Here is a 12,412-nt window from a genome sequence, read left to right as displayed (position 1 = left end):
GCGAGCGCGGACGCGCTAGGTTCCGTCCATCGAGAAGGACGGAATGCGCGCCATGGACAATCGGCAGGAGACCAATATCGCCGTCGAGCTGGCCCTGCTGGTTGCGCTCGCAACCCTCTGGGGCGGCTCCTATACCTTCATCAAGCTCGGCGTTGCCACCATCCCGCCGATCACGCTGATCGCGGCGCGCACCGCGATTGCCGGGCTGTTGCTGCTGGCCGTCATGTGGATACGTGGCATCAAGATGCCAACCGATGGGGCGACCTGGCAGCGCTTCGCGTTCCAGGCCGTGCTCAACAGCGTCATCCCCTGGACGCTGATCGCCTGGGGCGAGCGCCATGTCGATGCCGCGCTCGCCACCATCCTCAACTCGGCCGCGCCGATCTTCACCTTCCTGCTCACGGCGGCCGTCACCCGCCACGAAGCGACGACGCCGCGGAAGCTGTTCGGGGTCGTGGCGGGGATGGCCGGCATCCTGCTGATCGTCGGGGCGGATGCCTTTCATGACATCGGCAGCGGCCTCGTCGCCGAGGCCGCCATCGTCGCCGCCACCATCTGCTACGCCTGCGCCGCGATCTTCGGCCGCAGCTTCAAGGGCCTCGACCCCATGGCGCCTGCTGCCGGCTCGCTGCTGGCAGGCGCCGCGGTCTTGATCCCGGCCTCGCTGGCGCTCGAGCAGCCCTGGACGCTGTCACCTTCGCCGAGCTCCATGCTGGCACTGTCCGCGCTCGCGATGTTCTCGACCGCGGCAGCGTTCGCGATCTATTTCCGCCTGATCCAGACCCTGGGATCGATCGGTACCACCGCGCAGGCCTATCTCCGCGTTCCCATCGGGGTCGCCATCAGCGTCGCCTTCCTGGGTGAAGCCCTGAGCCGGACCGCCTGGATCGGCCTTGCCTGCGTCGTCCTCGGCGTCGCCGCCATGACCATCCCGGCCCGCAGGGCAGCCAGCGTCAAACTGTCGTAGGGCCGCGGCTGAAGAAGGCGGCAGGCCCCGATATTAAGGATATTCCGCGCCCCGAGGCATGTTCCCCCCGGGCGGCAATACGTCGTATATTGGGTCTCCAGCAGCCCGGTCCTCAAACCAGCAATGTCCGCCGAATTGACGCCGCCCCCTGAGAAAAGGCGAACATTTTCGCTCTCCATCGGCCAGCTCACCTTCGGCAGTTTTCTGTTGATGCTGGCGGTGATCATCGTCACCTCGACCGCGAGCGTGATCGCGATCCGGCACATCGACACGACCTTCGCCGAGCTGCAGCGGCTCCAGAGCGTCGGAGATCTCGCCGAGGATATCGATCGCCGCATGAACGAGCTGCGCGTCGCCGCGCGAGACTTCGTCACAGACCCCGGCGCCGGCATCCAGTTCCAGCAGGTGGGCGAGGCGGCCTCGACCCTGAGTGACATCCTGAAGAAGACCCGCATCGAGCTCGCGCCCGAACAGCAGGATATGATCGACGGGGTCACCGAGCGGCTTGCGACCTATCGCAACGGTCTGGAGCGGATCTCGACCCTGATCGACCGCCGCGCCCAGCTGCTCGCCGGCCTGCCGCCGCTGCGCGAACGGTTCGATGCAGCCATCGCAGGCACTGCGGACCGCGAGCTGGCATCCCGCCTGTCCGAGGCGCAGAGCCGGATCGCGGTCGGGCTGCTCGCGCGCAATCCGTCCGCGGCCGAGCAAGCCGCGCAGGGGATGCGGGCGCTTGATATTGGCGATGCCAAGCTGAAGTCGGCGGTGAACGACTATGCCGAGGCCATCATGGCCGTCGCCGTCCGCGAACGGCAGATCGTCGACATCGATCGCGAGGTGCTGGGCACCGAGGGCCGATTGATCGGCCGCGTCACCGAATTGCTGCGCGAGGTCAGCGCAAGGCGCGGCCACGTGCTGTCGCGCGACTTTGCTCGCACCCTGACCGAGGCGCGGTGGCAGAGCATCGTGCTCGGTACGATCGGCGTGCTGATCGGCATCGCCGCTGCGCTGTTCGTGGTACGCAGGACGGTGCGTCCGCTCGCCCAGATCGCCCGATCCATTCGCGCGCTTGCGGCCGGCCGGAAAGACACGTCGATTCCGTCCGCCGAGCTCGACAACGAGATCGGCGACATCGCACGGGCGGCCGAAGTGTTCCGCCGCGCGCTGGAGGAGGCCGACACGGCGCGCGAGGCGGCGGTGCGCGCGCTCACCGAGCAGCGCCTCGCCGAAGAGAGCTACCGCAAGCTGTTCGAGGGCTCGGTCGACGGCATCTATGTGACGACGCCGGCCGGCGACCTCCTCAACGCCAACCCGGCGCTGGCGCGGATGATGGGCTATGACAGCCCGCAGCAGCTGATCGACAGCATCAACGACATCGCCCACACGATCTACGTCCATCCCGAGGCGCGTACCGAATACCAGCGGTTGATGGCGCGCGACGGCATGGTGCGCGAGTTCGAGTACCAGGTGCGTCAGCGCAACGGCAACATCCTCTGGCTCTCCGACAGTGCCACGGGCGTGCGGGATGAGCAGGGCAACATCGTCCGCTACGAGGGTACGCTGCGCGACATCACCGACCAGAAGCGCGCGGAGGACGCCATCGCCGAAGGCCGGCGCCTGCTCCAGCAGGTCATCGACACCGTGCCCGCTGTGATCAACGTCAAGGACCGCGAGCTGCGCTACGTGCTGATGAACCGCTACATGGCGGGCATCTTCGGCATCGAGCCCGGCGATGCGCTCGGCCGCACCACGTCCGATCTGATGTCGCGCTATGGCGCGGCCAAGTCCGACGAGAGCGACAAGAGGGTGCTCAAGCTCCGCAAGGGGCTCGGCTTCTACGAGGAGGAGTACAAGGACGCGGCAGGCAACATGCGCCAATGGCTGGTCAACAAGCTGCCGCTCCTCGATGCCGAGGGCGAGATCGAGCGGATCGTGACTGTCGCGCTCGACATCGGCGAGCGCAAGCGCGGCGAGCAGGAAATGCGCAAGGCCAAGGAAGCCGCCGAAACCGCGCTGCGCAATCTGCGCGAAACCCAGGCGTCGTTGATCGAGGCGGAGAAGCTCGCCGCGCTCGGGCGCCTGGTCGCCGGTGTCGCCCACGAGGTCAACAATCCCGTCGGCATCAGCCTCACGGTCGCCTCCGCGCTGGAGCGCAAGACCGCGATGTTCACCGCCGAAGTCGAGCGAGGCGAGCTGCGCCGCTCCACGCTCAACGACTTCCTCAACACCAGCCGCGATGCGTCCTCGCAGCTCGTCTCCAATCTCAACCGTGCCGCCGAGTTGATCCAGTCGTTCAAGCAGGTCGCAGCGGACCGCAACTATTCGGACCAGCGTACTTTCGATCTCGGCGACCTCACCGAGCAGGTGGTGATGAGCCTGCGGCCGGGCCTGCGCAAGCACAATCTGACGCTCAACGTCGAGTGCCAGCCGGACCTGACCATGAACAGCTATCCCGGCCCATACGGCCAGGTGCTGACCAACCTGTTTCTTAATTCGGTGGCGCACGCCTTCCCGGACGGCCGGCCGGGAACCATCGAGATCCAGGTGCGCGAGTCCGGCAAGGACAATGTCGAGATCGTCTTCTCCGACAATGGCTGCGGCATGTCGCTCGACGTCCGCCGCCGTGCCTTCGATCCGTTCTTCACGACGCGGCGCGACCAGGGCGGCACCGGCCTTGGGCTGCACATCGTCTACAGCATCGTTACGAACCGGCTCGGCGGACGGCTCGATCTCGATTCCGAACCTGGCGGCGGCACGCGTATCCAGATCATCCTGCCGCGCGTGGCGCCGCTCGAGCAGGCTGCGGAATAGCTAATCGACCTCTGCTAGCTTGTGCAGGGTGGCGCCGAAAATCAGGCTGGCCTTGCCGACCAGCGCTGTGCCCGTCATCTCCGCGCGCGTGTCCGTGTAGGTGCCGCTGACGCCGATGCCGACCGGGGCAGGGCCGCCGAACAGCGGATTGTCGTCGCCCCGAGGCGAAGTGTGCCGTTGCACCAGCACCTCGCCTTTGAAGGTGTTGTTGTTCTTCACCGTGTAGCTGCCGGTGTAATAGAGGTAGGCATCGCCGCCAAGAATCTTGCCGTCGCGGAAAAGAATCACGCCGCTTCCCTTGCCGACTCGACCATCGAGCAGGGTCACGTGAATTGAATAGAGGCCGTTCTTCATAACGTCCCGTGGGCCGGCCGCCATCGCCCAATGGCGTCACCGGTCCGGCTTTTATGCCAAAGCCCATCCCCTCGCGCAACGCGGCAGTTTGCCGGCCGCTCGCGGAAGCCTGCAGCGGCGAGCCGTAGTTATCCCGGCTTGTGCGTGATGCCGTCATGACGCTCTGATGGTGAAGCGGGGCTCGCCGTTACGAATCGGAGTTGGCCCGCGAAATGCATAATCATTGTTGCACTGGCCGCGGGGTGCTGGAGCAAGACGAACGTGACCAACTGGATCGATTCCGGCGGTGATGAGCCGCGTCTGTACGGTGCGCGTCCCACGAACTGCAGAAGCGAACAACGGCGGATTGGCAGTGCGATACGCCGGCGAAGCCTGACAAGCTTGGCGTACGCCTTGACCTTGTTTGCGCTGGCAGCCCCCTTTGGGCACGCACGCGACCGCGGGCAGTTCGTCAACACCAATGCCGAATTGAAAGCATGGTTCGACGGTCTGCGCAGCGGCAAGGGGCCTTGCTGCTCCGATGCCGACGGTTCGGCGCTCTCGGACTCCGACTGGGACAGCAAGGACGGGCACTATCGCGTCCGCGTCCCGCGCTACGGCTACGCGCTCGACGGCCAGCAGCAGGAACTCGTCTGGGTCGATGTGCCCGAGGAAGCCGTGATCTCGGAGCCGAATCGGGTGGGGCGCACCATGGTCTGGCCGATCTACGGCTACATGGGCGTCACCATCCGCTGCTTTATGCCCGGTAGCATGACTTAGCCCCACGCGGCGTCACGTCGTTCCGGTGGCATGCCTGAGACGGCCGGCGCTGCGTCAGGTGTACTTCTTGTCGCGCTCGAGCAGCTCGATGGAGATGCCCTCGGGGCCGCGGATGAAGCAGATGCGCACGCCGGGGCGAATGGTCGTCGGCTCGCGCGTGAAGGTGACACCCTTGGCCTTGATCTCGGCGGCGACGGCGTCGATGTCCTTCACCGTCAGGCCAAAATGGTCGAGACCCTGATGCGGATGCGGGGGCGGCGGGTTGACGGCGCTGTCGCCCTCGAGTGGTGCGATGAAGATCCTGGCTCCGCCGAGGTTCACGTCGATCCGTCCGGGGGCGCGCACGATCTCGCCACCAAGGATGTCGCGCAGCCAGGCCGCCGTGGTTTCTGGATCGGGACTGCGCAGATGGACGTGATCCCAAGTGACGGCGATTGGCATTTCATGTTCTCCCAACGGGGTCCTTCGATGTTGCGGCGCATGTTAGCGGCCTCGGCCGGCGGTCGCCACCGTCCTTGCCGCCTCGCACAAGTGCGGGAACCTTAGTTCGTCGCCCGGATTAACGTAGCAGTGGCCCAGTCCATCCTTCATGGTGCTCGGCTGCGATCGGTGATGCAACCATGAGTGGCAGGCTCGACCGGATCGGATTGGAGCGCTTCGCCGGGACCGGCGAACGATTGGCGCGGGCCGTAACGATCGCGAGCGTCTCGTTTGGCCGTAGCCTTCTGTGGCTGCTGGCGGCAATCGTCGTCGGCTGCGGCATCTGGATGCTGCTGCCCCTTTCCAAAGGCACTAGTGCTGAGCCGGCGAGGCCGGAGCTGGCGGCTGTTGAGTCGGCTCCTTCGGGCGATGCGTCCGCGGTGGTGTCTTCGGCGTCCGAAGCGTCGGCACCTGCGAAGGCGGAACTCAGTCGGCTCAGGATTTCATCGCAGACCTGGCGCCGCGGCGGCCTCGGCTCCAAAGCCCTGGTGACGTTAACGCTGCGAAACGACAATGACTATGCCGTAAAGGATGTCGAGATCGTCTGCGCGTTTACGCGGCGCGACGGCAGTCATCTGACCAACCGTAGCCGGGTGCTGGCGAATGCAGTCAGCATGAAGAGCCGCAAGACCTTTGCGCGTATCCCCGTCGGCTTCGTTAACGTGAATGCCGATCAGGCGAAATGTTCGCTGGTCGCAGCGCGCCGCGCTTAAAGGCGGCACGTTCCGGTAGCGGAAAAGTTACTCTACGCGGACCTTGGCCAAGAAACTATGCATCGCCATTTGAACCAAATGGCTGGGTCAGGAACCAATTGAGAGATCGCCTGTTGAGGCGGAGAGCCCACGCGGGGATGCGGGGGGCGGAGTGCGGCCAATGCCCATCTTTAGGTATTTCATTTTTGTCGGTGGAGCCTTGCTCGCACTGTTGTTCGCGGCGGATTTCGTTTTCCCGGCAGCGCCCGTAACACAAGCCGTCGCGACCGCGGGCAACGACCAGCCCCTGATCCGAATCCGGTCCAATCGGCACCTGCCCGAGCGCGTCGTGCTCGACACCAGCCAGCCGACGATTGCCGCACCTGCGGTGAAGACTGCCGCTGTTGCGGCTCCCCAGCCGCCGGTACAGGACGACGTCTCGCCGGCACTAGCCGAGATCTCGGCCAAGACGCGGGTGCGCGAGACCTTCGCCCAGTTCACGCCGGAGCCGAAGGCCAATACCGCCGCCGCCAAGAAGGCAGGGGCCACTCAATCTCAGATTGCTCAGGCTCAAGCTTCTCCGGTGCCGGCTCCTCAGCCCAGGCGCAAGATCGTCAGGACGCATCCGGCGCCGCAGTCCGGCCGGCCGATGATGCAGGTCGCTCAGCAGCCGCATTTCGGTCTCTTCAACACGACCTGGTGACAGCGCCTTCGACCCGCCTCGATGAAGGCCGGAAGGGCTTTTTATTGGCCGGGCTCTCTGCTAATTCGAACCAATCCGAGCGCCGTCCGGTGTGCTGGTTCGTCACCGGCGCGGTCTGGCGAATCTCGGTGGCCCGGTGCCCGGGCCAGGGCGCTCGTAGCTCAGCTGGATAGAGCATCGGATTTCGATTCCGAGGGTCGGAGGTTCGAATCCTTCCGAGCGCGCCAGTCTTCCGTTGTTCTAGATATGTTCTGGAGCGGCGCTGATGCCGGATCGCGGTCGCGGTGCCCGCGGCGTCAATCAGCCCGCCGGGACACCGCTTCGCCGGCCGCGTGACAGCGTGTCGGAGGGGGCCTCGTGGAATATCGCGCGGTAGGCTGCGGCAAATTCACCGAGATGGTGGAAGCCGTGGGCGCGTGCGCAGGTGGCAACGGTGACGCCGCCGCCCTTGAGGAGGCGGGAGCGGGTCGCCCACAGCCTTTTCAGCCGAATGTACTGGTGCAGGCTCATGCCGCGCACCATGCTGACGGCGCCGCCGAGCGTCCGGATCGAGACGCCAAACGCGCGGGCGAGATCGGCTGTATAGATCGGCGTGGTCGGATAGGTCGCGACGTAATCGTCGATGCGCTGCACGAGCTTGATCGCCCGCTCGCCCTGGACCGAGGTGCTCCGATCCGGGGTCGAATCGATCCGGAACAGATCGTCGAGAGCGAGCAGCAGGCCTTCCTGGAGATGGGCCGCAACCTCGGTGGTTTCGAACAGGCCCGGCTGCACCGACGCGGTGCGCAGGATGTCGAGCAAGAGTTGTCGCGTGTGCAGCAGGGCGGGCCGGTTCGTGACATGCGCCTGCAAATCGTCGACGTGGTCGAACCAGCCCCGGTCGCTCAGCGCGGGGGAGAAGATGATCATGGCATGATGATTGGTCCGCGGCTCGACGAAATGGCACTCATCGTTGCCGCGGAGGGCAACGAAGAAGCGGGCGTCGAGATCCATTCCCTTGAAGTTGACCTGAAGGTCGTCGGTCATGGACAGGATCACCATCCCACCCGGCATGCGATAGGCGGTATCGAGGATGCGTGCGAACGATCTCATCATGATGATGCGGCACGCCGGCAGGGAGACGACGGCACGGGCCGCCGCGAAGTTCGGGATGTCCAATGGAATGCTTCTCGCATCTTCCATCGTCTCGATCGGCCGAAACGCATCGATATCGGAAAATCCGATCAGTTGAAGCGCGGAGGACGGAGCGAGGTCGTCGAACAACATGGTTCTGGCCGGCTGCTGAAATGAGATGATCAAATGAATGTCGCTGCATCGCCATCAATGGCGAAACATCGCGTTTCAGTAAACCGGATTCCGGACCGTAGTATTGCGGACATCATGCCATAAATTCCGCCGGATCAATGTCACCACCGCGTTCTCGGCGCGTCGATTCGCCGGAGGCGAGGTCGATGAAATGCTGCATGCAGGCGTGACGGGCGAAGGACGAAACTCCGTCGCTTCGTCACTATGTAGAATGACGGTATCGGCAAATTTCAACTTTGATCTAAATCAGATCCAGGCCGGGGACGGCCGCGCAAGATATGATGCTGCAAATACGAAGGGGCCCTGAGGGCCCCTTCAAACGTCACCAGCGGCGATAGCCGTGGTAACCATAATAGCGCGGGCCGTAATAGCGCCGCGGCCCATAGTACCGTGGGCCGTAATATGGCCGCGGCCCATAATACCCGTAGTAGTTCGGGCGCCACCAGCACCGCCCCCAGGCGTTGCAGACCATGCGGACCTGCTCGACGCCGGAGACCTGCGGTGTCGCCGGTGCGGGCGCGATGGGCATGGCGGATGCCGCCGACGATGCCGCGAGGGCGCCGAACAGGGACGTGGCGACAAGGCCAGTCTTGAGATTCATGATGTCTTCCTCCGCTTACGCGATGCAGGATATCGAAGTTGTTCGGATCAAATTGTGGCGGAGCCCAAATGTAATACTGATGAACAAACCTTCAGCGAGCTGGCCCGGCCCTGATCCCAGCTGGCCGGGGCTGCAGGGCAAGGTCATAACTTGGACCTTAGCCGTGACTTGGACCTTGATCCTGCGCAATTCGCAAGTTTGCCTTGGCCTTAGTGTCGCCGACATGGCAGCGGCGTTGTGCGTGCTGCCGGACAAGGTGAGCTGGATGCGAGTCATTCCAAATCTGTCGATCTCGCCGGAGAAGGTCTTCTTCGTCATCTCGAAGTCGCGCCGGTCCGACAGCGAAGCGGCCGGGAACGGTGTCATCCTGGAGTCCGGTGACGACGACATGAGCTTCGGCCGCGGCGGCCGCGGCGAAACCACCGATCGTGCCGAGCTTGCGGGCTTCATTCGCGATCTCAATGTCGACGAGCAGATCGATCTCGTGGCGCTGACCTGGCTCGGCCGCGGCGACGGTGATCTCTCCGATTGGCGCGAACTGCGCGCTCAGGCCGCGCAGGCGCACAACCAGCGCACGGCATCCTACCTGATCGGTACGCCCATGCTCGCCGATTATCTGGAAGAGGCAATGGCGCAATTCGGCAAGTCCTTCGAGGAATTCGAAGAGCAGCTCTGATGCCGAAGCGGCATCTGCGAGTGTCAAGGAGAAGTTGTGATGGACAAGATGAGGATGGCCAAGGGCGACTGGCTGGTCGTGTGCGACGGGCGCAAGGCGCTCATTCTGGAGAACCTCGGCGACGACAAGTTTCCGAATCTCCACACCAGAGAAGTGCATGAGCAGCCCAACCCTTCGACCACCGCGCAAGGCAGCGACGCGCCGGGCCGGCTGCAACCGGCGGCCGGCGGGGCGCGCAGCTCAGTGGAGCAGACCGATTGGCACGATGAGGCCGAGCGCGCCTTCTTGCGGAGACTGGCGGGCCGACTCGATGCTGCCGTCAGCTCCGGCGAGACCAAGGCCCTGACCATGGTGGCCTCACCGCGCGCGCTCGGCATGATCCGGGCCGACTATTCAGACGCCGTGCGCAAGGCGCTTCAGGGGGAGGTCAGCAAGGATCTCGTCAAGCTGCCGGTCTACGAGATCGAGAAGCAATTGCTGGTGTCGGGTGCCGCGAAATAGCGCACCCGTACGGGGCCGCGGCGCCTCAGTAGCAGGGGTGCCGCCGGCCGTCCTGGCCGATGTAAGCGGCCGCGCTGCGGTAGCAGTAGTTGGTCGACGGACCGTCGTAATAGGCGAAGGTGCCGGGGGTGATGCCGGGTCCGTAATTGTGCAGATAGCTGATCGGGTAGGGTAGCGGGTTGGCATAGGAGCGGTGGTGCCGGTGACGTCCGTGCGCCTCCGCAAGGCCAGGGGCCAGGATTGCAGCCGTCAGGGCCGCAACCGCGGCTACAAGCGTCAACTTGCTCATCTCGATTCTCCGGAACCCGCTCGAACAGATCAGCCATCTATAGCAATTTCGGGCGGTCAGGCATCGCTGCGGAGGCCCGAAATCATGGCCAGTCCTGCAGATTTCCGGGTGGGTGTGACAGAATTGCCGGACATGCGGTCGAAAGCTGCCCATTTTTGGCCTTTTCGGGATGCTTAACGAATTCCCCACACAAGTATGACCAAAGAGTATTCGCTTAAGAATCCTGCCGCCGTCCCCAAGGGATCACTTGCGGGTCCTTCGAGGTCGGCGCATTCCTGAAGGCCATCGCCGTTACCTTGCCATGCGCATCACGCTCCTGAGCCTGCTGTTGCTCTCCGTCGCCGCCGCTACGCCGGCGCGCGCCGAGCTGCACATCACCCGCGACCATGGTGGCTATGTCGAGGAGTACAAGGCCAAATACAAGCGCGTGCGCGAGAAAGGCGAGCGCGTCATCATCGACGGTATCTGCAATTCGGCCTGCACGCTCGTGCTCGGCATCGTGCCGATGAACAAGATCTGCGTGACGCCGCGCGCGAGCCTCGGTTTCCACCAGGCCTATTACGACAAGGCGTTCACCTTCGGCATCAAGGTCACCAGCGCCGAAGGCACCTCCGATCTCATGTCCTACTACCCCGACAAGGTGAAGGACTGGATTCGTCGCAATGGTGGGCTCACCACCGACATGAAGAAGATCAAGAACGGCGTCGAGCTCTGGAAGATCATCGATCCCTGTCCGGAAGAATGGTGATCAGCTGAGCTAGGCCGCTGTCATCCGCCGCAGCGCAGCATCGTCCGGATGAAATTCGCATTGCCGCATGGCCTCCGCTGAGGCAATGAGGGCGGCAATGAACCATAATCAAGAAAACCTGACCGCCCGCGCTGCGCCGATCCTGTTCGTGCTGCTCTGGAGCACCGGATTCATCGGCACCAAATACGTCGTCAACAATGCCGATCCCTTGACCTATCTCGCCATACGTATGGCGATCGTGGTCGGCCTGATGGCGATCATCGCAGGGATCGCGCGGCCGAAATGGCCCGACCGGATTGGCATCGCGCACAGCGCGGTCGCCGGCATTCTCGTCCACGGCTTCTATCTCGGCGGCACCGCGATCGCGATCGCGCATTCGATTCCGGCCGGCCTGTCCGCTCTGATTCCGGGACTGCAGCCGATCCTGACCTCGACCATCGCCAATCGCTGGCTCGGCGAGAAGGTGACGCCGGTGCAATGGGCCGGCCTCGTCCTCGGCCTCGGCGGCGTCGTGCTGATCCTGCACAACCGTCCCATGACCGGCGAAGCCGGGCTCGGCTGGCTTGCCTCGGTGGTCTCGCTGATCAGCATCACGCTCGGTACGCTCTATCAGCGCCGCTACTGCAACCACATCGACTGGCGAGCCGGCAATCTCGTGCAGTACGTTGCCGTCACCATTTTCTTCGCGATCGGGGCATTCCTGTTCGAAGACCGGGTGGTGCACTGGACACAGGAGTTCGTGCTCGCGCTCGCCTGGCTCGCTGTGGCGCTCTCGATCGGTTCGATCGGGCTGTTGTACTGGCTGATCCGCCACGCTGCAGCAACTTCGGTCGCGAGCCTGTTCTACCTGGTGCCCGCCGTCACCGCGCTGATGGCCTATCTGCTGTTCGGCGAAAGACTCGATGCGCTGGCGATTGCCGGTATGGCGATGTGCGCGGCGGCGGTGTTCGTCGTCAACCGGCGCTTCTAAAGCGTGATGCGATCAGGATGAGTCGTCATCGCGCTTTAGGTTGTTGTTTAAGCATGATCTTTTCGGAAAACCGCCGTGCACTTTTCCGGATCATGCTTTAGGCGGACAGGGCGGGGCGTCGGAATACATCCCTGCTGAGCAGGGCACGTTCGCCGTCAGCTGGACCGGCGCGGCGATCGGGCAGGTCTCCAGGCGCGTGTCCACTCCCGGAGACCTGTTCTGAGCGTCGTGATCAGCGCTTCGCCTTCTTGGCTTTCTTCTTCTTCTTGACGGCTTTCTTGGCGGCTTTTTTCGCAGATTTCTTGCTGGCCTTCTTCACGGTCTTCTTGGCCGCTTTCTTCGAGGATGTCTTCGCCTTCTTCTTGGCCTTCTTCTTGGACGTCTTCTTCGGGCCTACTTTCTTCGCGACCTTCTTGGCGGCTTTCCTGACTTGCTTGACGGCGGTGACCGCCGCGTCCTTGGTCGCTTCCACGGCGCTGGTGATCGTGTCCATCGCCTGTTCGGTGATCGGCTTCTCGTCGTCCATATCGTCCCCCGCGGTTTGACTGGAGCGATG

At 63.9% G+C, this 12,412-nt stretch carries 15 protein-coding genes and 1 tRNA gene; 10 read left to right on the top strand and 6 right to left on the bottom strand.

Annotation, left to right across the window (positions count from 1 at the left end):
• Positions 1-52 precede the first annotated feature (52 nt).
• Both ABIA42_RS17890 and ABIA42_RS17885 read left to right on the top strand, forming a co-directional pair.
• Positions 53-967 (top strand): DMT family transporter, encoded by a 915-nt coding sequence (locus tag ABIA42_RS17890; protein ID WP_370122787.1) that lies wholly within the window; start codon positions 53-55, stop codon positions 965-967.
• A 123-nt stretch (positions 968-1,090) separates the two neighbouring features.
• Positions 1,091-3,778, top strand: a complete 2,688-nt coding sequence (locus ABIA42_RS17885; RefSeq protein ID WP_370122790.1) for a PAS domain S-box protein — start codon at positions 1,091-1,093, stop codon at positions 3,776-3,778.
• Here ABIA42_RS17885 and ABIA42_RS17880 read toward each other — a convergent pair whose 3' ends face one another.
• On the bottom strand, positions 3,779-4,132 hold the full coding sequence (locus ABIA42_RS17880; RefSeq protein ID WP_028178611.1) for a GrlR family regulatory protein: 354 nt from the start codon (positions 4,130-4,132) through the stop codon (positions 3,779-3,781).
• Positions 4,133-4,393: 261 nt separating this feature from the next.
• Here ABIA42_RS17880 and ABIA42_RS17875 point away from each other — a divergent pair, with 261 nt between their 5' ends.
• A complete protein-coding gene (locus ABIA42_RS17875; protein ID WP_271532324.1) occupies positions 4,394-4,891 on the top strand; it encodes a hypothetical protein in 498 nt (165 codons plus the stop codon).
• 54 nt (positions 4,892-4,945) lie between these two features.
• On the opposite strand, the gene ABIA42_RS17870 is transcribed toward ABIA42_RS17875, so the two are convergent.
• The gene (locus ABIA42_RS17870; protein WP_370122795.1) at positions 4,946-5,332 is read right to left on the bottom strand and encodes a VOC family protein; all 387 of its coding nucleotides are present in this window, start codon (positions 5,330-5,332) and stop codon (positions 4,946-4,948) included.
• A 179-nt stretch (positions 5,333-5,511) separates the two neighbouring features.
• Here ABIA42_RS17870 and ABIA42_RS17865 point away from each other — a divergent pair, with 179 nt between their 5' ends.
• The 3 genes from ABIA42_RS17865 to ABIA42_RS17855 all read left to right on the top strand — a co-directional run bounded on the left by ABIA42_RS17865 (position 5,512) and on the right by ABIA42_RS17855 (position 6,993).
• Positions 5,512-6,084, top strand: a complete 573-nt coding sequence (locus ABIA42_RS17865) for a hypothetical protein (protein ID WP_370122798.1) — start codon at positions 5,512-5,514, stop codon at positions 6,082-6,084.
• 160 nt (positions 6,085-6,244) lie between these two features.
• On the top strand, positions 6,245-6,766 hold the full coding sequence (locus ABIA42_RS17860; RefSeq protein ID WP_370122800.1) for a hypothetical protein: 522 nt from the start codon (positions 6,245-6,247) through the stop codon (positions 6,764-6,766).
• 150 nt (positions 6,767-6,916) lie between these two features.
• Positions 6,917-6,993: transfer RNA gene (locus tag ABIA42_RS17855), tRNA-Arg, on the top strand.
• A 73-nt stretch (positions 6,994-7,066) separates the two neighbouring features.
• Here ABIA42_RS17855 and ABIA42_RS17850 read toward each other — a convergent pair.
• Positions 7,067-8,032 carry a helix-turn-helix domain-containing protein gene (locus tag ABIA42_RS17850; protein WP_370122803.1) on the bottom strand — a complete coding sequence of 322 codons (966 nt, stop codon included), beginning with the start codon at positions 8,030-8,032 and terminating at the stop codon, positions 7,067-7,069.
• 361 nt (positions 8,033-8,393) lie between these two features.
• Positions 8,394-8,672 (bottom strand): hypothetical protein, encoded by a 279-nt coding sequence (locus ABIA42_RS17845; RefSeq protein WP_370122806.1) that lies wholly within the window; start codon positions 8,670-8,672, stop codon positions 8,394-8,396.
• A 265-nt stretch (positions 8,673-8,937) separates the two neighbouring features.
• Between ABIA42_RS17845 and ABIA42_RS17840 the strand changes: the two genes are divergently transcribed.
• On the top strand, positions 8,938-9,348 hold the full coding sequence (locus ABIA42_RS17840) for a DUF3775 domain-containing protein (RefSeq protein ID WP_271529579.1): 411 nt from the start codon (positions 8,938-8,940) through the stop codon (positions 9,346-9,348).
• Between the two features lie 39 nt (positions 9,349-9,387).
• Entirely contained in the window at positions 9,388-9,849 is a 462-nt protein-coding gene (locus ABIA42_RS17835) for a host attachment protein (protein ID WP_370122809.1), read from the top strand.
• Between the two features lie 25 nt (positions 9,850-9,874).
• On the opposite strand, the gene ABIA42_RS17830 is transcribed toward ABIA42_RS17835, so the two are convergent.
• The gene (locus ABIA42_RS17830; protein WP_271529560.1) at positions 9,875-10,138 is read right to left on the bottom strand and encodes a hypothetical protein; all 264 of its coding nucleotides are present in this window, start codon (positions 10,136-10,138) and stop codon (positions 9,875-9,877) included.
• Between the two features lie 301 nt (positions 10,139-10,439).
• On the opposite strand from ABIA42_RS17830, the gene ABIA42_RS17825 reads away from it, so the two are divergent.
• Together ABIA42_RS17825 and ABIA42_RS17820 are read left to right on the top strand one after the other, a co-directional pair.
• Positions 10,440-10,886 (top strand): hypothetical protein, encoded by a 447-nt coding sequence (locus ABIA42_RS17825; protein WP_028178621.1) that lies wholly within the window; start codon positions 10,440-10,442, stop codon positions 10,884-10,886.
• A 97-nt stretch (positions 10,887-10,983) separates the two neighbouring features.
• A complete protein-coding gene (locus ABIA42_RS17820; protein ID WP_271529559.1) occupies positions 10,984-11,856 on the top strand; it encodes a DMT family transporter in 873 nt (290 codons plus the stop codon).
• Positions 11,857-12,088: 232 nt separating this feature from the next.
• On the opposite strand, the gene ABIA42_RS17815 is transcribed toward ABIA42_RS17820, so the two are convergent.
• Entirely contained in the window at positions 12,089-12,382 is a 294-nt protein-coding gene (locus ABIA42_RS17815; protein ID WP_370122813.1) for a histone, read from the bottom strand.
• Positions 12,383-12,412 lie beyond the last annotated feature (30 nt).

The sequence above is a fragment of the Bradyrhizobium sp. USDA 327 genome (genome assembly GCF_041262065.1).
Lineage (GTDB): Bacteria > Pseudomonadota > Alphaproteobacteria > Rhizobiales > Xanthobacteraceae > Bradyrhizobium > Bradyrhizobium liaoningense.
Note: the sequence above shows the minus strand (reverse complement) of the source record. Positions and strands in the feature narration are given on the sequence as shown.